The organism is Treponema phagedenis (genome assembly GCF_008153345.1).
In the GTDB taxonomy this organism is placed as follows: domain Bacteria; phylum Spirochaetota; class Spirochaetia; order Treponematales; family Treponemataceae; genus Treponema; species Treponema phagedenis.
The window spans coordinates 276,228-300,332 of sequence record NZ_CP042818.1 but is presented as its reverse complement, the minus strand read 5'-3'; the positions used below and the strand labels follow the sequence as shown (position 1 = coordinate 300,332).

General features: G+C 42.2%; 22 protein-coding genes. 7 read left to right on the top strand and 15 right to left on the bottom strand.

Translation table 11 applies throughout. The annotated features are described in order from the left end of the window. The first annotated feature begins 90 nt into the window (after positions 1–90). The 4 genes from FUT79_RS01350 (at position 91) to FUT79_RS01335 (ending at position 4,627) form a co-directional block, all read left to right on the top strand. The gene (locus tag FUT79_RS01350) at positions 91–1,395 is read left to right on the top strand and encodes an ABC transporter substrate-binding protein (protein WP_148878722.1); all 1,305 of its coding nucleotides are present in this window, start codon (positions 91–93) and stop codon (positions 1,393–1,395) included. 52 nt (positions 1,396–1,447) lie between these two features. Further along, positions 1,448–2,737 (top strand): ABC transporter substrate-binding protein, encoded by a 1,290-nt coding sequence (locus FUT79_RS01345; protein WP_425329148.1) that lies wholly within the window; start codon positions 1,448–1,450, stop codon positions 2,735–2,737. A gap of 86 nt (positions 2,738–2,823) precedes the next feature. After that, a complete protein-coding gene (locus tag FUT79_RS01340; RefSeq protein WP_148878723.1) occupies positions 2,824–3,759 on the top strand; it encodes a carbohydrate ABC transporter permease in 936 nt (311 codons plus the stop codon). Positions 3,760–3,778: 19 nt separating this feature from the next. Next, positions 3,779–4,627 carry a carbohydrate ABC transporter permease gene (locus FUT79_RS01335; protein ID WP_148878724.1) on the top strand — a complete coding sequence of 283 codons (849 nt, stop codon included), beginning with the start codon at positions 3,779–3,781 and terminating at the stop codon, positions 4,625–4,627. Between the two features lie 151 nt (positions 4,628–4,778). Here the strand turns inward: FUT79_RS01335 and FUT79_RS01325 are convergent, their stop codons facing one another. The 12 genes from FUT79_RS01325 to rimP all read right to left on the bottom strand — a co-directional run bounded on the left by FUT79_RS01325 (position 4,779) and on the right by rimP (position 17,723). Beyond that, positions 4,779–5,360 carry an IMPACT family protein gene (locus tag FUT79_RS01325; protein WP_148878725.1) on the bottom strand — a complete coding sequence of 194 codons (582 nt, stop codon included), beginning with the start codon at positions 5,358–5,360 and terminating at the stop codon, positions 4,779–4,781. A gap of 53 nt (positions 5,361–5,413) precedes the next feature. Then, a complete protein-coding gene (locus tag FUT79_RS01320; protein WP_024751875.1) occupies positions 5,414–6,484 on the bottom strand; it encodes an LptF/LptG family permease in 1,071 nt (356 codons plus the stop codon). Further along, positions 6,481–7,614, bottom strand: a complete 1,134-nt coding sequence (locus FUT79_RS01315; protein ID WP_024751874.1) for an LptF/LptG family permease — start codon at positions 7,612–7,614, stop codon at positions 6,481–6,483. The genes FUT79_RS01320 and FUT79_RS01315 overlap by 4 nt, the downstream gene beginning before the upstream one ends. A 12-nt stretch (positions 7,615–7,626) precedes the next feature. Next, a complete protein-coding gene (gene dut / locus FUT79_RS01310) occupies positions 7,627–8,067 on the bottom strand; it encodes a dUTP diphosphatase (RefSeq protein ID WP_024751873.1) in 441 nt (146 codons plus the stop codon). Then, positions 8,067–10,169 (bottom strand): polyribonucleotide nucleotidyltransferase, encoded by a 2,103-nt coding sequence (gene pnp, locus FUT79_RS01305; RefSeq protein WP_044634930.1) that lies wholly within the window; start codon positions 10,167–10,169, stop codon positions 8,067–8,069. The genes dut and pnp overlap by 1 nt, the downstream gene beginning before the upstream one ends. A gap of 86 nt (positions 10,170–10,255) precedes the next feature. Then, on the bottom strand, positions 10,256–10,525 hold the full coding sequence (gene rpsO / locus FUT79_RS01300) for a 30S ribosomal protein S15 (protein ID WP_002700155.1): 270 nt from the start codon (positions 10,523–10,525) through the stop codon (positions 10,256–10,258). 3 nt (positions 10,526–10,528) lie between these two features. Further along, positions 10,529–11,359, bottom strand: coding sequence for an FAD synthetase family protein (locus FUT79_RS01295; protein ID WP_024751871.1), 831 nt, complete (start codon positions 11,357–11,359; stop codon positions 10,529–10,531). Between the two features lie 6 nt (positions 11,360–11,365). Continuing rightward, positions 11,366–12,370 carry a tRNA pseudouridine(55) synthase TruB gene (gene truB / locus FUT79_RS01290; RefSeq protein WP_024751870.1) on the bottom strand — a complete coding sequence of 335 codons (1,005 nt, stop codon included), beginning with the start codon at positions 12,368–12,370 and terminating at the stop codon, positions 11,366–11,368. Then, positions 12,357–12,734, bottom strand: coding sequence for a 30S ribosome-binding factor RbfA (rbfA, locus tag FUT79_RS01285; RefSeq protein ID WP_002700161.1), 378 nt, complete (start codon positions 12,732–12,734; stop codon positions 12,357–12,359). The genes truB and rbfA overlap by 14 nt, the downstream gene beginning before the upstream one ends. 364 nt (positions 12,735–13,098) lie before the next feature. Beyond that, positions 13,099–15,789 (bottom strand): translation initiation factor IF-2, encoded by a 2,691-nt coding sequence (infB, locus tag FUT79_RS01275; RefSeq protein ID WP_024751868.1) that lies wholly within the window; start codon positions 15,787–15,789, stop codon positions 13,099–13,101. Positions 15,790–15,796: 7 nt separating this feature from the next. Further along, positions 15,797–17,263 (bottom strand): transcription termination factor NusA, encoded by a 1,467-nt coding sequence (gene nusA, locus FUT79_RS01270; protein WP_024751867.1) that lies wholly within the window; start codon positions 17,261–17,263, stop codon positions 15,797–15,799. A 10-nt stretch (positions 17,264–17,273) separates the two neighbouring features. After that, positions 17,274–17,723, bottom strand: a complete 450-nt coding sequence (gene rimP, locus FUT79_RS01265) for a ribosome maturation factor RimP (protein WP_002700166.1) — start codon at positions 17,721–17,723, stop codon at positions 17,274–17,276. Positions 17,724–18,640: 917 nt separating this feature from the next. Here rimP and tgt point away from each other — a divergent pair. From tgt to FUT79_RS01245, 3 genes are read left to right on the top strand one after another with little or no spacing between them, the layout of a single operon-like run. Next, a complete protein-coding gene (gene tgt, locus FUT79_RS01255) occupies positions 18,641–19,771 on the top strand; it encodes a tRNA guanosine(34) transglycosylase Tgt (RefSeq protein ID WP_024751866.1) in 1,131 nt (376 codons plus the stop codon). 9 nt (positions 19,772–19,780) lie between these two features. Further along, positions 19,781–21,325, top strand: coding sequence for a HEAT repeat domain-containing protein (locus FUT79_RS01250; RefSeq protein WP_002700173.1), 1,545 nt, complete (start codon positions 19,781–19,783; stop codon positions 21,323–21,325). Between the two features lie 5 nt (positions 21,326–21,330). Beyond that, positions 21,331–22,179, top strand: coding sequence for a 23S rRNA (adenine(2030)-N(6))-methyltransferase RlmJ (locus tag FUT79_RS01245; RefSeq protein ID WP_024751864.1), 849 nt, complete (start codon positions 21,331–21,333; stop codon positions 22,177–22,179). Between the two features lie 67 nt (positions 22,180–22,246). On the opposite strand, the gene FUT79_RS01240 is transcribed toward FUT79_RS01245, so the two are convergent. The 3 genes from FUT79_RS01240 to FUT79_RS01230 are packed head-to-tail and all read right to left on the bottom strand — an operon-like array spanning position 22,247 to position 23,885. Then, positions 22,247–22,687 carry a hypothetical protein gene (locus FUT79_RS01240; protein WP_002700175.1) on the bottom strand — a complete coding sequence of 147 codons (441 nt, stop codon included), beginning with the start codon at positions 22,685–22,687 and terminating at the stop codon, positions 22,247–22,249. Further along, positions 22,684–23,019 (bottom strand): STAS-like domain-containing protein, encoded by a 336-nt coding sequence (locus FUT79_RS01235; RefSeq protein WP_002700176.1) that lies wholly within the window; start codon positions 23,017–23,019, stop codon positions 22,684–22,686. The genes FUT79_RS01240 and FUT79_RS01235 overlap by 4 nt, the downstream gene beginning before the upstream one ends. Beyond that, positions 23,016–23,885 (bottom strand): hypothetical protein, encoded by an 870-nt coding sequence (locus tag FUT79_RS01230; protein ID WP_148878694.1) that lies wholly within the window; start codon positions 23,883–23,885, stop codon positions 23,016–23,018. Before FUT79_RS01230 ends, FUT79_RS01235 begins: the two co-directional genes overlap by 4 nt. Between the last annotated feature and the right edge of the window lie 220 nt (positions 23,886–24,105).

Sequence of the window (24,105 nt, the reverse complement as noted above, 5' to 3'; positions counted from 1 at the left end):
AATAAATAGGTACACTAAAAAATAGGTTTTTAGAGGTGCCCAATAAAACCGGATTGCAAAGATGCCTAAATAGTCTTTTGGAGGTATGATATGAACAAAAAGCTGTTGATTGCTGCTGCCGCACTGTGCACGCTCTTTTGTATTTCGTGTACAAAAGAAAAATCAGCGGAAGCGGAACAAATTACGCTCAACTACTGGACGCACGAGGATCCGGCGCGTACTGAGCTTGAAACAAAACTGATTGCGGAATTTGAACAAAATAACCCGAATATCAAGGTTGTCAGGACAACGCAAGGGGCAGCAAAAATGATTGAGCTGGTACAAACCGCTTTTGCCGCCAATCAAGGCCCGGATATTTTCAATCTTTCGATTGAAGATGAATATTCATACATTGCAAACGGCAGAGTGGCACCGGTAGACCCGCAAGCGGCAGGTTTTTCCGATTTACAGAGCATTTATGACAGTTATTTACCGGAAATTCTCAATGCGGTAACAAAAGACGGAAAATTATACGGCTTACCGCTCGAAATTACCAACTGGTGTATTTATATCAACAAGAAAATTTTCCGCGATGCAGGCTTAGACCCCGAAAAAGACTATCCTAAAACCTGGGAAGAAATGGTGAACGTTTCGGAAAAATTGGTAGTACGGGAAGGAGATATTCTGGTACGGCGCGGTTTTGACTTCCGGTATCCGTATTACCTTGTGGCTTTTGTGCCGATGGTAGAACAGCTCGGCGGAAAATTGATCAGCGATGACGGAAAAACCGCTATCGTCGGCGATGAGGCATGGATACAGTTTTTAACCTTTATGCAGCAGTGGGGGCCGACAGGAAAAAATCTCGGTTCGCCGACGTATAAAAACGCCCGTAATTTATTTAATAAGGATAATAATGATATTGCTATGGCAACGACGGGGCTGTATCAGCAGGGGCGTATTAGAAAAGACAATCCCGACTTTTTTAATAGCAACGAGTGGATGGTTGTTCCTTTCCCCACCTTTGAAAAAGCCGTTAAGCAAGTTCCTGCTTGCTACTACGGCCACTTCTTAATGGTTAATAACGACATTTCAAAAGCCAAGCAGCAGGCTGCATGGAAGCTCATCGGTCATTTACTCAAGCACGGCGAAGCCTATCTGAAAGAAGGCGGCAATATCATTCAGCCGACAAAGGCCTTGATTAATTCTCAAACCTTAAAGGATATGCCCTATTCCGATGTCTTTATCAACGACATGAATAAGGCACACATGGTTTACTACGGAGCAAACAGTGCAGAATTGCAGACGGCAATCCGCTCGGCGGTAGAGTCTGTGATGCTGGCCGGTGTCAGCCCTGAAAAGGCCCTTGCAACACTGAAAGCAACGGCACAGGAAATTCTTGACGAAGAAAATCAGTAAAGAGAGGCACATACAAGTGACTAAAAAAATACTGATAAACATAAGGGACGCAATAGTTGTCTTAGCGGTTATATCCGCTGCCGGATTATATTTTACTTCTTGCACTAAAGCAGCGGAAAAGAAGACTATTACGTTAAATTATTGGACGCATGAAGATCCTACACGGAATAAACTTGAGGAACGGCTTATCACTGAGTTTGAAGCACAGAATCCGGATATAAAAATTGTACGGACTACGCATAGTTCCGATAAACTGATTGAATTAATCCAAACGGCATTTGCTGCAAACAGCGGCCCGGATATTTTTACTCAACCGATTGAAAACGGTTACGCGTATATTGCGAATAACCGAGTTGCCCCGATGAATCCTCAAGCAGCAGGTTATAAAGATTTACAAGCGGTATATGATGCGTATGATTTGGATATTTTAGATTCTGTTTCTAAAGATGGAAATATTTATGCTTTACCGCTGGAAGTGGTAAACTGGTGTATCTATATTAATAAACGGATTTTCCGCGATGCCGGTTTAGATCCCGAAAAAGACTACCCTAAAACATGGGAAGATATGATGCACGTGTCGGAACGGATTGTACTTCGAGACGGGGATATTATTACGCGCCGAGGATTTGATTTCCGGTATCCGTTTTATTTAGTTGCAGTCGTACCAATGGTAGAACAGCTTGGAGGCAAGTTGATCAGTGATGACGGTAAAACGGCAATTATCGGTGATGCGGCATGGAGGCAATTATTAACCTTTATGCAGCAATGGGGGCCTTCAGGAAAAAACCTCGGTTCCCCCACTTATAAAAATGCACGTAAAATTTTCGATAACGATAATAATGAAATCGCGATGACCCACAGCGGTTTGTATCAGGAAGCTCGTATTAAGGCCGATAATCCGGAATTTTATAACAGCAACGACTGGATGGTTATACCGTTTCCCGTATTTGAACATGCACTCAATAATGTTGCTTCGTGCTATTACGGACAATTCCTCATGGTAAACGGCGACATAGAAGCTGCGAATCAAGAGGCTGCTTGGAAATTCTTAGGCTTTTTGCTAAGCCATGAACAAGAATATTTAACGGAGGGTGGTAGCTTAATGCAGCCGACTAAGACTCTGCTCGAATCGGAAACACTTAAAAACATGCCCTATTCCGATGTATTTATCAATGATATGCATAGATCGCATATGGTTTACTACGGAGCAAACAGTGCGGAATTGCAGATGGCAATCCGCTCGGCGGTAGAGTCTGTGATGCTGGCCGGTGTCAGCCCTGAAAAGGCACTCGCAACACTGAAAGCAACGGCACAGGAAATTCTTGACGAAGAAAATCAGTAAAACGGCTTACTGCCGGTGAGGTGTGCGTTTTCCGGCCGGAACGGAAGCGGTACACCTTGCCGATTACCGTGCAAGGAAGGAAATATATGAAAGCAGTACAAAAAAAAGCAGGAATCGAGAAAAAAACCGCACGGTGGGGTATGTTGTTTGTCCTCCCATCCTTGCTCTTTTTTTCGCTTTTCAGTTTTTATCCGATTATCAATGCGTTTATCGAAAGTTTTTTTGATAAACGGGTGCTTAGTAATGCACCGCCGCAGTTTGTCGGCTTACAGAATTATACCTATATTTTTGATCCCGGCAGATACGGGAACCCTATGTCCTTTTTGAACTCGTTACGTGCAACGGCGGTGTTCAGTTTAGGAACCTTTATTCCGCTGGTAGTATGCAGTCTTTTTTTTGCGGTATTGATCAGCTCGCTGCACGGCCCGCGTATAAAAAAATTTTTCCAAATTGCTTACTATACTCCGGCTATCTTGTCCTCTGTAGTTGCTGCTGCGATCTGGCTGCTAATCTTTGATCCGCGGGGGCTGGGAAACTACTGGCTCAATACGCTGCTCGGCAGTCCGGGTGTGGATCATCAATGGCTTTTAAACGGCACGATGATTCAAATTTCAACGATGATTGTCTATTTTTGGAAATATATCGGTTACTTTGTTATTCTGTTTATTACCGGCTTGGCAACCATTCCGCCGGTTGTGTACGAAGCAGCCTTGATTGACGGAGCAAACCGTATGCAGGTTTTTTGGTCTATCACCTTGCCCTTGCTAAAACCGACGGTTGTGCTGGTTTCGATTATGTCGATGCTGCAATGTCTTAAAACCTTCAGTACGCAGTATTTGTTTACACAAAACGGTGCCTCGCTCGGGCCGATTAATGTTATTACCTTGAATATTTACCAAACCGGTATCAAACTCCAGCGTATCGGACGGGCAAGTGCAATGAGTATTGTCCTCTTTATGATGATGCTGTTGCTGACATGGCTGCAATTCCGCGGTTCAAAAGCGGACGAAACGGATTACTAAAAGGAGCGGCAAAATAACTATGAAACAATCACCTACATCATACGCGTATTCGGCTCTGACGGTTATCCTTTTAACGGCACTTGCCCTGTTCACGGTTATGCCCCTGCTGTTTATGCTGACGGCTTCGTTAATGACCGGAAAAGAGATTATGCAGATGCCGTATAAATGGATTCCGGACGGTTTCCATGTTGCAAACTTTTTAGCTGCTCTGCAAGGGAACGATGGGAATTATATTTTTATCCGCAATATTCTCAATTCGTTTATTGTGGCCGGCAGCGTTGCGTTCAGCACGGTCTTACTTGCATCGCTTACCGGTTACGGGCTTGCAAAATTCAATTTTCGAGGCAGAAATATCATTTTTATGATGATTATGGCAACGATGATGATTCCGTTTGAAGCGATTATGATACCGCTCTATATGATTGCCACTAAGCTGCATATTCAAAACACCTACACCGGTTTAATCTTGCCGTTTATTGTCAACGCATTCGGCATTTTTATGATGCGGCAATATCTTATTACCTTCCCGAATGAATTTTTGGATGCCGCACGGGTTGACGGAATGCATGAGTTTTCCATCTATTCCCATATTGTATTGCCGAATTGCGGTCCGGTTATTGCGACGCTTGCCATCCTTTCTTTTAGAGGTCAGTGGGATAACCTCCTATGGCCGCTGCTCGTTTCGCAAACGGAGACAATGAAAACCATTCCGCAGTATATTACCTCATTTACCGCGGAACGCAGCACGGACGAAGGAGCAATGATGGCCGCCGCCGTCATTGCAAGTATTCCGATGTTCTTAATTTTTTTCGGTTTGTCAAAATACTTTATCGGCGGCTCCGCAGTATACGAATCCCGCAAAGGATAGCGGGCAGGTTGCGGATGAATTTCGCAATTGTACGGTTTCAGCCGGGGCAGGATTTTAGAGCACATCATCTTACAAAAGGTCATCTATACTGAACCGAAAGAAGTGCCCTATATGATTAACCGATCAAAAAACGTTATGCGCTAATTCCTGCTTATACGTATCCTGCCTGAATTACCCGCATTGTTCTTAAATGTGAAAACGCTTCTTTGTGTATTGAGGGGATTTTTCCGATCATACGAACCGATTGCCCAAATTCGGTTTGCGGGCTTGTTTGGAACCTTTCAAAATGTCGCTTTAAAAATTCATAATCCGCATAGGAGCAGGTAAATTCATAAAAGCTGTATTCAATTATTTCTTCGGTTTTTGCAACTTCCAGCACCGCTTTTGTCATATCGCCATAGGCTTTGACAAGTCCGCCCGTCCCTAAAAGGGTGCCGCCGAACCAACGTGTAATCGTAACAAAAATATTGGTTATGCCGCTTCCCTTTAATACCGCAAGTGCGGGCTTACCGGCAGTTCCCGCAGGCTCACCGTCATCGGAACACCCGAGTATTTCCGCGGAATCGCCGCAGACAAAGGCATGTACCACATGTGTGGAATCAGCGTACTTTTGCTTTTGAGCTTTCAAAAGCTCCCGCACTTCCGCCTGCGTTTTTATCGGAAAACATTCAGCAAGAAACCGGGAGTTTTTAATTTTTAACTCGACAAATGCGTATTCAATCAACTCTCTCATAGACTCTTTTTAAAACAATTATACAGAGAACTGTCAAGCCTTTTGACATCTCTCTATGTTTTTGCATGCCTCAATAGGAATATACTGAGTGAGGTAAAAATCAAAAAAGGTAAAAGCGCCCCGGCAAGGGGACTAATATACTCCCATTTTGCAAGGAGCATAGTTACCATTTCCGTTACATAATATACCGTTGCAATGAGTAAGCTAAACAGCAAACTCATCAATAGAATATTTTTTCTAAATCTTCCGCCTACTGAAACTGAAAAGAAAAGCACTAAGAAAATTGTAAAAGGGAAAGAAAACCTGCGATAATATTGTGCAAGTTCTTCGGTATACGGTCTTCCCGTCCGTTTCAATTTTTGAATATATGTCGCCGCCTCCGAGACGGAAAGCTCATCGATTGAAGTAATATTTCTTTGAAAGTTTTCGGGCGCTTCGGTAAATTCTTTTGCGGCTAATTTATCTGTAAATTGTATCTGCCCGTTTTTTGAAAAAATATACACCGCCGGTTTTGTCAGCTCCCACGCATCACCCTCCCATATTGCCACTGCAGTTGTAACTACTTTTTCAATTTCTCCGTCATCGGTGCGCACAATAATTTGCAGATTAAGTAAATTTTTAGTTTCCGCATCATACACTTCAGCCGAATAAATAATTTTATTATTTTCAGATAAAACCACAATATCATTGGTGCTTAAATCTTTTTCAGTTTCTAAAAGCTTTGCGGTAAGTCTGTTTTTTTTATATTGAGTATGAATAACAACTCTATCTTCAAAAAAGAACATGCCAACAGAAAATATAAAACCTAAAATAACAAGCGGTAGTACCAAAGTCCAAATCGGCATTCCCGAAGCAAACACGGAGGTTAGTTCGTTTCTTGCATACAGGGTGCCCATCGTATACGCACCCGCAAACAAAACCCCAAGCGGCATCGCAAAGGAAATACATTTTGGAAAATAAAAATACATAACTTGCAAAATGGGCGCTAATCCCACACCGTTTGTTAAATAAGTTGGAAGATTTGCAAAAAGATCCCCGATTTCCAGAAGGAGAATAAAAAAGAGAATTGCTACAAGCGCAGTCGGAAAAAATATCTGCAAAAGATAACGCTGCAAAATCTTCATCTAAACAATCTTCTCCCCAGTAAAATGCCTCCTACTATCAACAAGAGAATATTCGGCAGCCACATCATAAAAGCTCCGCTTACATCAAAAGTCAAACTTATTTCTTGCCCGCCCATTAAAACCGCCCAATAGGCGACTGCAATTAAAAGTCCTAAAATAAAGCCGACACTTTGATTATGCACTTTGCCCACGCTACTGATACCGAACGCAAGAAAAACAAAAAACAGGGCGCCAAAGGGAATGGAAAATTTTTTATGAAATTCCATGTTATAAATATTAAGCAGTCTCTTGTCTTCATTATTTTTTTTTCTTGTCTGTATATCTTTATATAAATCATAGGAAGTCATATCGCTCGGACCAAGTGCGTTGAAATACACGGGATTTATATTTTTTGCGAGCACATTATACGCTATTTTTTTACCCACAATTGAATCATATTTCTTTTCATCTTTTCCATCGATGATAAGCATTTGCGGTTCATTCATATCGAGTGTCATGATAACAGCAGGGTCGGTTGATTTTTTTAATTCGGATTTTTTCCCGCCCAAGATTCTGCTTTCCTTATTTTCGCCCTTATCAATAATAAGCAACTCATCGATAATCCCGTCTTTTATCAGACCGGAAATAACCACTGCATTCTGATTTTTTTTAATTGAGTATGATTCCAATTCCAGCGCAGGAGTAGAGGTACTAATGTCCCAGTAGACTTTTCGTAATTGAATAAAACTTGCAGGCAACAAAACATCATTGGTAAAAAACGACACGATCGAAATGAAAAGCCCTACCGCTAAAACAGGAACCAGCAAAAACTTCATTGAAACGCCGAGGGCGTTCATCGCAAGAAATTCTAAATCACTGAAAAATCTCCCGATACACATGAGCGTGCCGACAAGAGCTGCAAAGGGAGCAGAGTTTGCAATTATCATCGGAAGAGAGTAAAACATTAAAAGCATAACATCTTTAAACGGCGCATGCTTGGATAGAATATCCTCAGCCATTAAAAGAATATTATTCACAAAAAAAATAAAAAAGAAAAAAAGAAAGCAAACAAAAAAATAGAGCAATAACTCTTTTGACAGATAGAGAAATAGAATTTTTTTATGATAAATTTTTGAGCTTCTCTTTGACATAGGTGTTTTATATCAGGCGATTCCTGTGGAGCCGTATCCGTTTGCTCCGCGGTTTGTGCGGGACAGCTCATCAACCTGTTTAAACTCTGCCTGAATAACGGGAGAAATAACCGCCTGCGCAATACGGTCCCCGTGCGTTACGGTAAACGGCTCTTCTCCAAGATTGATGAGTAAAACACAAAGTTCTCCGCGAAAGTCCGAGTCAACGGTGCCGGGCGTGTTTAATACGGTAACACTGTTTTTAAAGGCAAGCCCGGAACGCGGACGTATTTGCAATTCCGTATTTGCGGGAAGTTCAACCGCAAGTCCGGTAGGAATAAGTTTGCGCTCCATGGGCTGCAAAACAATGTTTCCATCGGGCAAATATGCCCGAATATCCGCGCCTGCGGCTCCCGCTGTCTGATATACAGGCAGCGAGGCGTCTTCTTTTAAGGTGCAAAAAACGGTCTGCATCATTTTTCAGCCTTTTTTTCAAGCTCTTCCAGCGCATCAATATACGAAAGATTAAGGCGGTTCATTTTATCGATTTCTAGTAATTTAACCGGAATCCGCTGTTCTTCTTTCAGTACATCGCCGACTTTTCCGACTCTTTCGCGGGAAAGTTTTGAGATATGGCAAAGTCCTTCTTTACCGGGAAGTATTTCCACAAAGGCGCCGAACTCCATAATCTTTTTTACGGTTCCCTGGTATATTCTTCCTACTTCCGGCTCTTCAACAACACCGATAACCGCCGCCTTTGCATCCAACGCCGATTGAGAATCTTTTCCGTAGATAGTAACCGTGCCGTCATTGTCGGTATTGATGGTAACCTGATACTGCTCTGAAAGAGCTTTTATATTTTTCCCGCCGGGGCCGATTAAGGCGCCGATTTTATCTACCGCAATTTTTACACACTCAATTCTCGGAGCGTATTTTGAAATATCTGCATTCGGTTTTGAAATAGTTTGATTCATAATACCGAGAATGTGCATTCTGCCGCGCTTTGCCTGCGCAAGGGCATTTTTCATAATCTCTGAAGAAACGCCGGCAATTTTTATATCCATTTGGAAGCCGGTAATACCGTTTTCGGTTCCCGCAACTTTGAAGTCCATGTCGCCGAGGTGATCTTCCTCACCGAGAATATCAGAAAGGATTGCATATCGATCGCCGTCGGTAATAAGTCCCATGGCAATTCCCGCAACCGGGCTTTTCATCGGAACTCCCGCATGCAATAGCGAAAGCGTTCCGCCGCAAACCGTTGCCATCGAAGATGAGCCGTTTGATTCCAGAATTTCGGAAACCACTCTGACTGTGTAGGGGAATTTTTCCCGTGAAGGAATCATCGGCGAAAGAGAGCGGTGCGCCAAATATCCGTGTCCGATTTCCCGTCTGCCGGTTCCCATTCTACCTACCTCGCCGACCGAAAAAGGCGGAAAGTTATAGTGCAGAATAAAGTTTTCGCGCCGGTCTCCTTCGATATCATCATAGACTTGTTCGTCAAAAACAGTTCCGAGTGTTACAACCGCAAGCGACTGTGTTTCGCCGCGGGTAAATACCGCCGAGCCGTGCGGACGCGGCAGCACGCCTATTTCGCAGGTAATCGGTCTAATTTCTTCGGTGTTTCTTCCGTCAACGCGCAGCCCTTTGTCTAAAATATTCTCTCTTAAAATATGATATTCCATATCATCAAAAAGGGCGTTGAAAAGTTTTGTCTGAACCTCATCTTCAAGCTGTTCCGCATATTTTTCCGCAATATCGGCTTTCACCGCATCGCAGGCTGCCCGTCTTTCAAATTTACCTTTTACGTACAAGGCTTCCGAAAGACGCGGATACGCTTCATCATGGATTGCTTGTTTGTTTTCAAGCTCAACAGAGAGCGGCACAAGCGGCAGTTTTTCTTTACCGCACGCATTGCGTAGCTGCTCCTGCAAATCGCAGATAATTTTGATAAACTCGTGTGCTTTTTCAAGGGCGGTAAGCATAACTTCTTCCGAAACTTCGTGAGCCCCGCCTTCCACCATGGTGATGCCTTCTTTTGTGCCGGCAACAACAATTTCCATCTCCGCACGGTCAATTTGCTTAAACGTGGGATTGATCACATATTCGCCGTTTACATAGGCAATTCGCGCTGCCGCAACTGGGCCGTTAAACGGAATGTCGGAAATAACCACCGCTGCGGAGCTTGCAATAACCGCCAAAATATCGGGCGGATTTATCATATCGGAAGAAACGCAGGTTGGAATAATCTGAATATCTCTTCCGAAATCTTTTTCAAAAAGCGGACGCATCGGGCGGTCAATCAGACGGGAAACCAAAATTTCCTTATCTTTCGGACGCCCTTCTCTTTTTATAAATCCGCCGGGAATTTTTCCGGCAGCGTAATATTTTTCATTATAGTCAACGGTTAGTGGGACATAATCCAAGCCTTCCTGACTTTGGTCTGATGCACAAACGGTTGCGAGCACGGCACTTCCGCCGAATTGTGCAAAGATCGCGCCGTTTGCCTGTTTTGCCAAACGTCCTGTTTCCAGGATGAGCTCGCTGTCACCGATTTTATAACTTACTGTATGTTTCATGTATTTCTCTTAAATTTCTTAATGTTTTTTAAAAACAAAAGCGTAAAAAAAGTTACCTGCCGTTAAGGAGGCAGGTAACATTCCGATTATTTTCGTAAACCTAACTCTTTGATAAGTGCTCGATAGCCTTCCAAGTTAGTTCTTTGTAAATATTTAAGCAGGCGGCGTCGCTGTCCGACTAAAACAAGCAAACCGCGATTGCTGCTTTTATCCTTCGGATGTGTTTTGCAGTGCTCGGTTAACTGCTTGATCCGCTCTGTTAACAATGCAATTTGAACGTGGGCATGTCCCGTATCCTTTTCATTGGAACCATGCTTTGCGACCACCGAAGCGGTGTGTTCTTTTGTAAGTGCCATTTCTTACTCCTTCTGTATAAATTCTACTGTGTCAAAATCTTTTTCCTCGGCAGGTATATTTTTTTGTATAGAGTCAAAGGTTAAAACGATTGAGCCTTCGTGTATTGTCAGCAAAGCAACTACAGTCGTTTTATAAGTTAAAAAAACTTTCACCGAGTATCTTCCGTCCGGCGGAAGAATCTGTGTTATCTGTTTTACAGCCTTATATGAGCAAACTTTTTGTTCATCAGGCGTAAAAACATCTTTAATATCAAGCAAAAATGGATACCCTAACAGATCTTTCGCAAGGGTGAAGTCCGCTTTTTCAACTGCAACCCGTACCGCACTTGAGCTGATACGTAAGTTATTCGCAGCAGTAAGCTGACCGATGGAATCAAAGCGAAAACCCTGCTCGGAGCCCAGCTGTATAAGCTCAGGGACTCCGGTATCCAGGCGATATCCGCATCGAAAATCAGTGCCAACGGCAAGATATCGGATGCGAATAGTTTTTAATAAGATATCAAAGAATTGAACCCCTTCTATTCTAGCGAAACTGCAAGAAAAGTCAATCAGTACGATAAAGTCAAACCCCAGTTCTTCAAACTTTTGTAACCGCAAACGCAAGGTTGAGACATCGCCGACATAATTTTCTCCCGCTTTTTTAAAACGGGGAGAGCGCGAAAAAGTTATTAATCCTGCTTTTAAATTTTCCTTTTTTGCGGCCTCAAAAACTTTTTCAAAAAGCAAGACATGTCCTCTATGCGGACCGTCAAAACCTCCGATAGAAACCGCCGCTCCCTGCGTTATTAAAGGGGCTTTTGCTTTTACAAGCGCATCCCAAGAAAATATTTCCATGTGTTTTTACATCCCCTCTATCTGAAAAACCGTGTCATAATTAAAAGAGTTGCCGCTGTTTTTAATCAAACCTATACAATTATCACAAGAAAAAACAGCTATTAATCGGCTACCCGATGATGCAGGCACTGTGTTAAACCATTCTTTTTGTATTTTCTGTCCATGAAAGAAATTTTTAACAAACGCACGATTGATTTCAACTACGGGGAAGCCAAGTTTTTTCGCAGTTTTTGTATCAAGAGTTTTGGAAGCGGCTTTGATTTCTTCATATAGTAATTGAGTACGGGACTGATTTACTTCGCTTTCCGTTTTTCCGAATTCAACCAACTTATCATACCCCGCCGCTTCCGCGAGCATAAAAGGGCCGACAGCGGTTCTGCGCAAAGCGGATACAAAGGCGCACGAGCCTGCTGCCGCCGCAATATCACGCACCAATGAGCGGATATAGGTTCCCTTTGAGCAGGAAACCTCCAGTGTAGCAGCGGAAAGCAGCGCTCCGGACGCAAACGCCGAAGGATCAGCTGTTTTTCCGTCAGATTCCAAACTTACCACCCGTAACGAATAAATAGTAATGCTCCGCTCTTTTAGCACCACCGCTTCTCCTTGCCGCATTCTATCGGAAGCGCGCTGCCCCTTTATTTTTACGGCGGAGTACAAAGGCGGAATTTGTGTTATTACTCCGGTAAAGCTATCCAAAACCGAGAAGAAAGCTTCTACCTGCGGTAATTCCTTCATGTCGATAACTTCGCCTTCAGGGTCAAGCGTATCGGTTTGTTTTCCGAATTCCATACGGGTTATGTACGTTTTATCAAAATCCGTAATCCTCCCTGCAAGCCGAGTCAGTTTTCCTGAAAGCAAAACAAGCAAACCGTCTGCAAAGCTGTCTAAGGTTCCGGTATGTCCAAGTTTTTTTGTTTTTAGTGCATGTTTAACTTGCCAAAGCGAGTCAAAGCTGGTCATTCCGGCTTGTTTTGCAAACGGAATAATCAAATCCTGTTCAATTTTCCTCATCCTGTTCTTCTTCGGGGGAAATATCCATCGAATCTAACTTTTTAACCATATCAAAACCTTCTTTTATACTTTCGTCATAAATAAAACTAAGCTGCGGAAATTTATGAACATGCAATTTTTTTGCAAGAGTAGTGCGAATAAATCCTGCGGCATTTTCCAAGCCGCTTACACCCTGCTTTGTCTTATGGCTGTCCATAAAACTTGAGACATATACTTTTGCATAGGCAAGGTCTGCGGAAACGTCTACTCTATTTATTGAAAGAAAGTTAGAGACACGAGGGTCTTTTATTGTTCCTGACGAAATCATTTTTGATATTTCTTCTCGGATTTGTTCTCCAAGTTTTGTTAATCTGAATTCACTCATACGTATTTCCCTCCATCAAAATAAAATTTTTTGTTCAACAATATTTTTATTTAATTCTCTGCACAGTGTTTTTTTACTACATCGTACAAAAACCATAAAAAGCTTTATAAAAAGAGCTCGACACGGCGCAACGGTGAGCAATTTACCATAGTGATGCTGAGGTCGTAAACCTCCGGTTGCTATTCCGCCAGGCATAACAACTTACTTACAAAACCGTATACTCATTCTAATCGCAAATACTTCCTATGCATGAAAACACTCACTCATAATAAAGCGCATAAGGCACTCAGGAATTTAAATATCCTTAAGTACCTTGTGCAAACTCAATTTAAAGCAATAAACTTTTATATTAAAGAGATACCTATTATTCTTCCGTTGAAGCTTTCGGCGGTTCGTATTTTTCGGTATCTTTCAGTTTACGCGCAACTTCTACTACCTCAATAAACTCAAGCTGATCGCCTTCTTTTAAATCGGTATAGTTTTCAATTCCGATACCGCATTCAAACCCTGCCGACACCTCTTTTACGTCATCTTTGATGCGGCGCAACGAAGATATTTTCCCTGAATGGAGTACAATCCCTTCACGGATTACATGCACATGGGAATTTCGTTTTACGCTTCCTTCAAGGATATAAGAACCGGCAATGTTTCCGATTTTAGGAACTTTGAATACCTGCCGTACTTCAGCTAAGCCGATCACTTCTTCTTTTAGATCGGGGCGCAACAAGCCTTCCATTGCAAGCTCAATCTCTTCCACTGCTTTATAAATAACATTGTATTTTCGAATATCAACTTTTTCCTGCTCTGCAAGAATTTTTGCCTGCGGAGTCGGGCGAACATTAAAGCCGATAATAATTGCGTTTGCATCAGCCGCCGCCAACATAACATCGGAATCATTGATTGCGCCTGCAGAAGCATGAATAACGCTCAATCGAATTTCTTTTGTTGAAAGTTTTTCCAAAGACTGTTTTAATGCTTCTACCGAGCCCTGGACATCGCCTTTTATGATAACTTTAAACTCAAGAACTTCTCCGTCATGGATTGTTTCATACAGGTTGTCAAGCGTAACCTTTTTGACGTTGCGCGAGTCTTCATATCGCTTTAATTCTTGCCGCTTAGAAGATATCTGGCGTGCAATCTTTTCGGATTCTGTTACTTGGAAAGGATCTCCCGCATTGGGCATCCCTTCAAGTCCGAGAATCTCCACCGGCATACTCGGTATTGCCTCTTCAATTTTTTCTCCACGGTCGTTGAATATTGCTCGAACTCGCCCTGAGTATATACCCGCAACATAGGGATCCCCGGTGCGTAAAATTCCCCGCTGCACAATAACGGTCGCAACAATTCCTCTTCCGTGATCTATTTGAGATTCTATGATTTTCCCTTCAGCTCTGCAACTATAATTTGCTTGCAGCTCAAGAATTTCCGCTTGCAGTAGAATTGCATCAAGAAGGTCATCAAGCCCGAGTCTTTGTAAAGCGGAGATTTTCACATACATGGTATCTCCACCCCACTCTTCCGGCATAAGTCCCAGCTCGGAAAGACGCGTCATAACCTTATCGGGATTTGCCTCAGGTTTATCTATTTTATTGATTGCAACAATAATCGGAACTTTTGCATCTTTCGCATGGTTTAATGCTTCTATTGTCTGCGGCATTACGCCATCATCGGCAGCTACAATAAGTACAACTATGTCGGTAATTTCAGCACCGCGCGCACGCATCATGGTAAAAGCTTCGTGCCCGGGCGTATCAAGGAAAGTGATATTCCCCTTCGGAGTGCTTACGGTATACGCACCGATATGTTGAGTAATACCGCCAAACTCTCCTTCGGAAACATGCGTGCGCCGAATAGCATCAAGTGTTTTTGTTTTACCGTGATCGACATGTCCCATTATGGTAACAATCGGCGGACGTGAACGCATCTCTCCGCCTTCATCATCGTTGCTTTCGATAAGCGTTTCATCGTACAAACTGACCAGCTTTACATCGCAGTTATATTCAGAAGCAAGGATTGTTGCAGTATCGGAATCTATCGATTGATTCATAGTTACCATCATTCCCATACCCATAAGCTTTCCGATAAGCTCTGAAGCTTTCAAGTTCATCTTTTTAGCAAGATCCGCTACGGAAATTGATTCCATGATTTCAATTTGTTTAGGAACGGAAGAAGTCTTTTCTTTTGATTTTTTCTTTTGTTGCAGCAGCTTTTCTTCAAAAAAATCAAGCTCTTCCTCTTTTCGCTGATAAATTTGTTTTTTACCTTTGAATGTTTTTTTGCCTTGAGAAGTTTTATTGGTTTCCATCGGCATAGGAGCTGCCGGCGGTCTTCCCGCAAAGCCGCCTTGGGGACGGAAACCCTGCTTATTTTGTCGTTGTCCAAAACCGCCGCCTTGTCTAGCACCGCCCTGTCCGGCGTTTTGCCTGTTTCCGTCTTTTCCGGCAAATTTACCGCGTCCGTATGATGTACGCATGCCTGCATTTTCTCTTGCCTGCGCACCGGTGAAGTTATCCTGTCGTCCACCATAGCGCTCTTTTCTTGTGCCGGCATTACCACCCTGCCCCGCAAGATTTCCGGCTTTTCGATTCGGCCGTTCAGCGGTAATATCAAGCACACGAAGACCGGGCACCTTTTGCTTTTTCTGTCCGCCTTCGGAAGGAGCTTTCTCTTTCGAGCTTGCTGTTTTAACTACTTTTTTTTCAGGCTCTGTCGGTGCAGGTTTTTCTTCTTTCTTTTTTTCAGAGCTTTTTGGTTGTTTTTTTTCTTCCGGAGAAGGCACAGGAGCCGTGCTTTGTACAGTTTCCACAACTTCAGGTTGAGAAATTTTTTTGCTTTCTTCTTTTTCTTCAGAACTTTTTTTTGCAGTAGCGGTAACGGTAACAACTTTTTTTACCTTTACCCCCTCTTCTTTCTGTTTGGGAAGCACTTTTTTTCTAACAAGCCTTTTTTTCGGTTTTTCCTCTGCCGAAGCGGTTTTTAATTCTCCGCTCGGAACATCCGTACGATTCTTTTTGAGGATTACATCCGGTTGTAAGCTTTCGTTTTTTTCAGCCATATTTCTCCTATTCTTCGTCCTCGTCCTCATATTCAAAACTTAAACCGATACCGCAGTTAGGACATTCAGTCATATCGGTTGTTATGCGTGCCCCGCATTCGGGACATTCAAAACTCTGTTCTTCATATTCCGGCAACTGTTCTTCGGTGTTTGTTTGCTCCGGTTCATCTATTCGTTCTTCCTGAACTATTTCAAAGTTTTCGTTAATTTCTTTAAACAACTCTTCTACATATTCAGAAGTCATTCCTTCTAATGCCCGCACTTCATTTTCGCTTAAATTGACTAAAGTTTCAATCTCTTTTATTCCATTCTGATGCAAAATTGTAATAATCGCAGGATCAAGATTAGGCAATTCTTCCTGGATATCATATTCAGCAACCTCTTCATCATCACTGAATAATTCTTCCACAGCTTTTCTGCTGTCGGTAACAACTTCCATTTCGGCAAATTGTTTTTCCGTTTTTACATCAATGCTCCAATCGGCAAGCCTGTTTGCAAGACGCACATTTAAACCTTGTTTTCCAATCGCAATCGAAAGTTGAGAGTCGGAAACAACGGCAAGAGCGCTTCGTTTTTCTTCATCAAGAATAATGACATTAAGTACTTCCGCCGGCGATAAGGCATTTCTGATAAACTCCGCAGGATCATCCGAATATTCAACCACATCAATTTTTTCATCATCCAACTCTTTGATGATGGTTTGGATTCGAGCACCGCGCTGACCGACACAGGCACCGACAGGATCTATATCCTCGCGTCGGGTAAAAACCGCGACCTTTGTTCGATAGCCGGGCTCCCGCACAATTTTATGGATTTCTACAATTCCGTCGTATATTTCTGGGATTTCCGATGAAAGAAGTCCTCGCACAAAATCGGCATCGGTTCTTGATAAAATAAGCTGCACAAGATTTGATTGGTGTTTTTTTACCTCTCTGATAAGCGCTTTAATTCTATCATTTTGATGGAACTCTTCTCCGGGAATTTGATACTTCCGCGGGAGGACACCCTCAACTTTTCCTAAATCAACATAAATGCTCCCTTCCCGCATTCGTTGAAAATACCCGATAATAATTTCACCTTCTTTGCTTTTATACTCGGCATAAAGAGAATCTTTTTGCAACTCTCTGCTTAACTGATGAATTCGCTGCACGGCCGCTTGAACGGAGCCTCTTTTAAAATTTTCAGGGTCAAGCTCAACCAGAAGTTCATCGCCAAGTTCCGCATTCTCGGTGAGTTTTTTTGCGTCTTCCAAATCGATTTCGGTAACATCATCATCAACTTCGTCTACAACTTTTTTTCTTGAATAAATTGAGACATGATTATCTCCGAAAGTAACTACAGCGTTCTCATCTGTTTTGAAAGTTGTTTTATATGCGGCTTTTAATGTTTGTTCTACAATTTTAAAAGCAAGATCTTCGTCCATTTCTTTTTCTTGAGCAAATCGCCTGATATCATTATTGCTTACTCCGAACATCAGATTCTCCTTACATTTTATTAAGCTTCGCCTTTTTTATATCGGCATACGAAATAGCGGCCATTCCCTCTTTTGTTTCAATTGTTATTGCCTCTTCCGTTGTATCCGCCAAAGTTCCCTCACGCCAATCAGATATTTCGGCGCTCCAAACAGCGATAGCTTCGCCGATAAAGGCAGCAAACTCTATCGTGCTTTTGATATTCCTGTTTATCCCGGGAGAACTTACTTGCAGAGAAACATCTTGAGAATTAAGCAGAGCTTCCAATCGCGGCAAAAGAGCTCTATGCACCTTGGAACAATCATCGATTCCGACACCTTTTTCAGAATAAACAACTGCTTGTATTTGCCAACCGGCTTTTTGTTTTACTGCACTCAGATTTACAAGTCGATAGCCTAAACCGTTTACCAAGGATTCGCAGTCGGTAAAATAAGGAATGTCTGTTTTTTTCACATACGTCATATTACACTCCTGTAGACAAAAAAGGAGCCGTTTGAACGACTCCTGCAATAGTTACGGATAATAATGTTCCGATGCAAATATTAACATAATTTAAAAATTAGTGCAAGCCCGTTTTATAGAAAAACCTGGACGTACGCATGAAGAATAAAAATCATATAGTCATGGGCATTGCGGTTTGAAGTTTCCGGAAAACCTGCGAGTTTTGCCATGGATGTCAAAATCAGAACGGGCACGGACGCCCGTGGTTCCACGCAGGAACGATGTTTTAAAGCAAAGTAGTTTACAAAGCTTTAAAACTCGTAGGTGTAATTTTGCCATGGACGGAAAAATTACACCGACTCGCAGGCGAAGTGAAAGCCAGAATGTCAACACTTCGCCCTTGCTGCTGTGCAGGGCTTTTCAGGCTTATGCTTCGCCGCGATTCTGACCCCTTAACCCCTGCAGCAGAGGAATGTAAATTTCAGAACGGGCACGGACGCCCGTGGTTCCAAACAGAAACGATGTTTTAAAGCAGAGTGGTTTGTAAAGCTTTAAAACTCGTGGTTTAGTTTTTGACATGAACGTCAAAACTAAACCGGGGCTCCTTTTACAACAGGGAGTTTTCAAACTCGTGGTTTAGTTTTTGACACGGACGGCAAAAACTCAGAACCGCCACGGATGGCGGTGTTTCCACGCAGAAACGATGTTTTAAAAGCAAGACTGTTTGCAAAGCTTTAAAACTCGTGGTTTAGTTTTTGACACGGATGTCAAAAACTAACCCTGGACTCTTTTTATACGATGAATTAAAAATTTGGTGCGGTATGGATTTGTTCTTTGGTTTTTCTCCGCTATACTTTCAAGCTTTGTTCGGATATACTGTTGTACAAAAGTTTTAAGGATTTTAGGCTTCGTTGCGGAGGCTTTTTAAGGAATGGAAAATGAAGATACGAAAGATTTTTACCGAATGTCATAAGGATGCGCATACCGCCGCGCGGACGGGGGTGATAGCTTTGCCGCATGGAGATTTGCGGACGCCCGCATTTATGCCGGTAGGGACGGCGGGAACAGTCAAGGGTATGACCAAGGATGACCTTGAAGAGATCGGGTTTGAGATTATTCTTGCGAATACCTATCATTTGTTTTTACGGCCGGGGGTTGAAGTGATTAAGGCGGCAGGCGGTTTGCACGGGTTTACACAGTGGAAGCGCAATTTTTTGACCGATTCGGGAGGTTTTCAGGTTTTTTCGCTTGCAAATTTGCGCCGGTTAAGCGATGAGGGAGTTTCGTTTCAAAGTCATTTAGACGGAAGCAGCTTTTTTTTAAGTCCGGAATTGGTGGTGCAGCTGCAAACCGGTTTTAACAGCGATATTCAAATGCAGTTAGATATTTGCTCGAATTACGGTATATCGAAGGAGCAAACCGAAAAGGAGCTGGGGCTTACCTCCGCATGGGTAAAGCGGGCTTTTTCGGAATGGCTGAAAACGCCCGCTGAGTATCAGGGGAGCCTTTTCCCGATTATTCAAGGCGGTTTTTATAAAGATTTGCGGCTGCGCAGTATTGAGACTGTTTGCGAATTAAATCCGAACGGTTTGGCAATCGGCGGGCTTTCGGTGGGCGAGCCGACAGAGTTGTATGCGGAAATGCTTGCCTTTACCGCCGAGCATTTGCCGAAGAATAAGCCGGTGTATATTATGGGAATTGGGACTCCGCACTATATTCTTGAGGCGGTAAAAAACGGGATTGACCTTTTTGATTGTGTACTGCCTTCGCGAAACGCGCGGAACGGAAGTTTGTTTACCAGAAAGGGGCCTATCTCTATTAAGAAAAAAGAGTTTGAGTATGATTTTAATCCGATTGATTCTCAATGTAATTGCAAGGTGTGCAGAACGTATAGCCGTGCATATTTGCGGCATCTGTTCCGAAGCAAGGAAATTCTGTATTCTATGTTGGGAACCTATCATAATCTGGCGTTTTTATATACGATGGTGCAAGAGATTCGGCAGGCAATTGAGGAAGACCGTTTTGCTGAATATTATAAAAACTTTTTAGCCGAATATACCGGCGGTTGAGGAATGTATATGAAAAAGATTTTTTGCGTTTTTTGTATGGTGTTCTTTACTCTTTTTTTTGTAGCGGCGGAAGAAAAAACTGCCGGCAGTAAATCGAATTCGGTGCAGACAGACACAGCCGATACAACTGATACCGAACTCGACCTCGAATCGGAGGATGCCGCCGAAGCAAGCGCAGAGGAGCAAATAGAAGAAGACCCTGAAACCAAAAAACAGCTGGACACTATTCGTTACGGGCTTGAAGGTGAGGTTCTAACCTTAATTGAAGAGTTGAAAAAAAACGAGGATACCACCTTAAACGCCGCCTTGCAGGAGCTTTTTGCAAAAACAAAAAGCACGGCAGTTCGCGACGCTTTGTTTGATTTGTTTTCCGCTCAAAAAAACGATTCGATAAAAGATTTCGCCCTTGAGGTTTTAAAAGATCCGGTAGAGTACAAACCCTCAACGGTGCGCAACTCAATAAAATATCTTGTTGCAATAGAAGAAAAAGAGGCAGCTCCGTTGGTGCGCGAGCTGATGAAAGACAATAGCGAGTATGCCGATGATTGTATTTCCGCATTTGGAAAAATCGGTTCGGCGGACGATGCACTGTTTTTGATAGATTATTTTAAAAACGAGTTGGATGATGACCAAAAGACAACGCTGATAAAACGGCAAAATCTTATGGTTGCGCTTGAACAGCTGCACCTTCCCGAAACGGCAGCGTTTTTGGAAGAGGTTGCGCGTGATTCCGGTGAAAATGCGGTGATCCGCGGTTCCGCCGCAATCGGATTGGCTCAAATCGGGGACGATGCCACCGTGTCTATTTTGTCTGATTTATATGAAGATTCCGATCCGATTTTACGCATTGCCGCAGTGAAAGGGCTTGGATTTTTTACTACGACGGAAGCCGAGGAAATTTTGCTGCAAGGCTTTAAGGATTCCTACTACAAGGTCAGAATGCAATCGCTGGAAGCAGCTGCTGAAAAAAAACCGATAGCAGCCTTTCCGTATATTTTGCATCGGGCAAAAACGGATCCTGTTGATGCGGTAAAATATGCGGCAATCAAATCCGTCGGCGCATACAATACCGAAGAAGGGAATCTCTGGCTGAAAGAAACTTTTTTGGATAAATCAAAAAGCAATACGCTGCGCGTAAAAGCTGCGGAAGCTTTAATGAACAATAATCTGGATTTCTTTTATGCGGACTTAGAACAGATAATGATAGAAGTAGCCGAAGATGAAACAAAAAAGAAACTTCGCTATGAGCTTGGAAAAATTTTCGCAAAGGTGCAAACGGAGTTAGGAGATTCTATTGCGCTTGCCTATTTAACAAGTAAGGACGCACAAACCATTGCGCTCGGGCTTGATATGTTTAAGCAAAACCGATATGCACAGTCGGCGGTGCGAGTTAGTGAGATAGCCGAAGATTCAAATTTCGGTTCGCTGCAGCGTCGCGCCAAAACAATACTGGCCGATTTTGAGCAGCAAGAAACTCCTGCGGAAGAAAAAACCGAAGCTCTTCCCGAACCAGAAGACGAAGCATCCCCCGATTCCGATACTGATTCGCAATAAATTCTATGTTGAGTTATAGACACGGCTTTCATGCGGGCAACCGGGCTGACGTTTTTAAACACTCGGTGCTTGTTGCATTTTTAAAACTATATACGAAAAAACAAAAACCCTTTACCGCTTTTGACACTCATGCGGGAAGCAGTGTATATCAGCTTACAAGCGAGTATGCCTTACAAACCGGAGAAGCAGCGGAAGGGATTATCCCCCTAGTGTCCGCCTTTGAAAAAAAACTTTTGCCGCAGCCTATTCCGGAATCGCTTGAAGCATATCTGAACTTGAGCCTACGGTATTATCGCAAAGATTGTTCCTATGCCGGCTCGCCCGAAATCATAAAAAATTTTTTAAGGCAAGATGATGAACTTATCCTCTGCGATTTACACCCCGCCGAAGGAGCCGCTCTGCGCGCATTGTACAAAAACGAAAAGCGCATACATGTGCATATCCGTAACGGCTATGAAGCGGTTTGCGCATTAACACCGCCGAAATCTGGGCGGGGTTTTGTGCTTATCGACCCAAGCTACGAAGTTGATTCCGATTATGAGAATGTTATAACTACTGTGCAAAAACTGCATAAACGCTGGCGGGCTGCAAGTTTTATCATCTGGTATCCAATCCTAAAACGCCGGGAATACGAAACTGCTGAATTAAAAAAAGCCCTTAGCGCATTAAAAGGCAGCGAATCCTTCTATGTTGAAAACCCCGTCCGCCCCGATTTTTTACGCCCCGTTACTCCACCTCCCGCACCGCCCGCCGGCGAATACGGCTTACAAGGCTCCGGCATGTTTGTCATAAACCCGCCATGGGGCATGCAAGAAGCCGCAACAACTATTGCGGAATGGCTGCGGAAAGTTTAAAAGTTTTGATGAATAGAAAATTAAGCACAAAGCATCTTTGAGTTTATAAACTTTATAAAATCTTGAATTACAGTTTAGCAAGTTTATCCAATACTTCGGTTATTAAAGTTGAAACTTCTCGGATAAGCTTTGTTTTATTTCCTTGCACTTTTCCGATGTTGACTGCTTCTTCTGCAAAATCACTTAAAGAAATACGCTCATCGATATCTACGATATGTTTTTTTAATTTTGACACAGCTTTTTCATGTTTTTTTGATACGGCTGCGATAAATGAAAGTAATTCTGTTTTTTGCTTAATTGCTTGGCGAAACACAGTGTTGTTTTCCTTTTGAGGTTCTCGTAGGAGTATTAAAAGTTCTTCATTTAGATGCAGCCATTCGGCAAAGCAGATTTTCTTGTAGTCATGCAACAACCGCTGTTTTTCAATTTTGTTATTGTAGAATATTTGAATACCTGCACCAACCATAGCTCCAACCAAGCCTGAAACCAACGATAAAAAGATTGTCATTGTTTTTTTGCTTTATTGATATACTTCGCAAGCTGTTGTTTTACATCCGGAGGAATATTTTTGAATTGTATTTTTCTTACAATTTCAAAACCCTTTCGTATCGCTCCGCCAAAACTTTCTTCCAAAAAAGACGGTGTAAACAGTACTGTCCCTTCAAAATCAACACATAACTCGGAAGCATTATTATTATTTTTTAACCATGGGATCAAATATTCATCGCGAAATTCTTCGCCCGAATCAGGGCCTAAGTCATCAAATCTCGGGCCTTGATATTGATAACCATTTCCGCATTCCGCTATTTTTAGAGTTTCCATTATATTATACCCTCTCATATATCATCATTTCCCTCATCATTTATCGGTAAAATAACTTCAATTATTGAACCTCTTACCGGATACCGCCTGTCTCGCACTTCCTCTGTTTCTTTCTTAACTTTATAACTACCGTTATCACTATATAGATACAAACTACCTTTAATTAACTTAACACTTTCTGTAACTGCCGGTAAGCCTGTGCCTCTCCCTGAATTTTTTGCTTTATCGGCATTAAAATTTCCTTTTGCAGCTTCCTTTAGCAAATTCGAATCGGCATCTTCCTTAAATTTATTTATTACCGATTCAAATAAAGTATTTTTCTTTAAACTTGCCTTAAAACCTTGCCCATAATCAAGAATACAAAATGAAAACGTATTTGATTTTTTGATATCATTTTCGTATTCTCCTGCAATTAAATAAAAATTAGTAAATACATCCTGTTTCGTATAAGCATGTTCGGTACAGTTCGATAAAAGCTCGCTTAGACTTGAAGCAATCCTCGAAAATTCTGTTGATGGTATTTTATCTTTTAACACTTCAGGCAAAATTTCTTTATATAAAACTTTCCCAAAGTTTACCCCAGGATATTTCTTAAAGTCTTTATGCCATTTTCTGACAGCCCAACACCGAATATCATTATATGTAATTTTTAACTGATAGTCAAATATTCCAAGGTGTTGTAAAATTTGCCGCATTTTTTGATTTTTGGGAGAACAAGATATTTTCGGTTCTCTGTTATTTTCTCTTAAAAATTCAACAAACGCTTTTATATAGATAGCACTGCCAATATCAATATACTTTACTTTTGAAAAATCAAGTGTCGGAGTGTTAATTTTTTCTGCTTGAAAAAGAATAAAAAATATTTCCTCTTCTTTACGTTCCAAAAAAAGCCTTTCGGTAAAAACTATCGTATTACCCGAAATCTTTTTTACACTTCTGACTGTTACCCGTTTTTTATGATTTTGCTTATACCTGCGACGATGTTTTTTTAATTTATCTTGTTTATGCCGCATAAAACAACGACATTTCCACTGTTTGTATAATAATTTCACCAATGCCCAGCATAATAATGATTCTCATCAAAGTCAAGAGCAGCTCCTTACA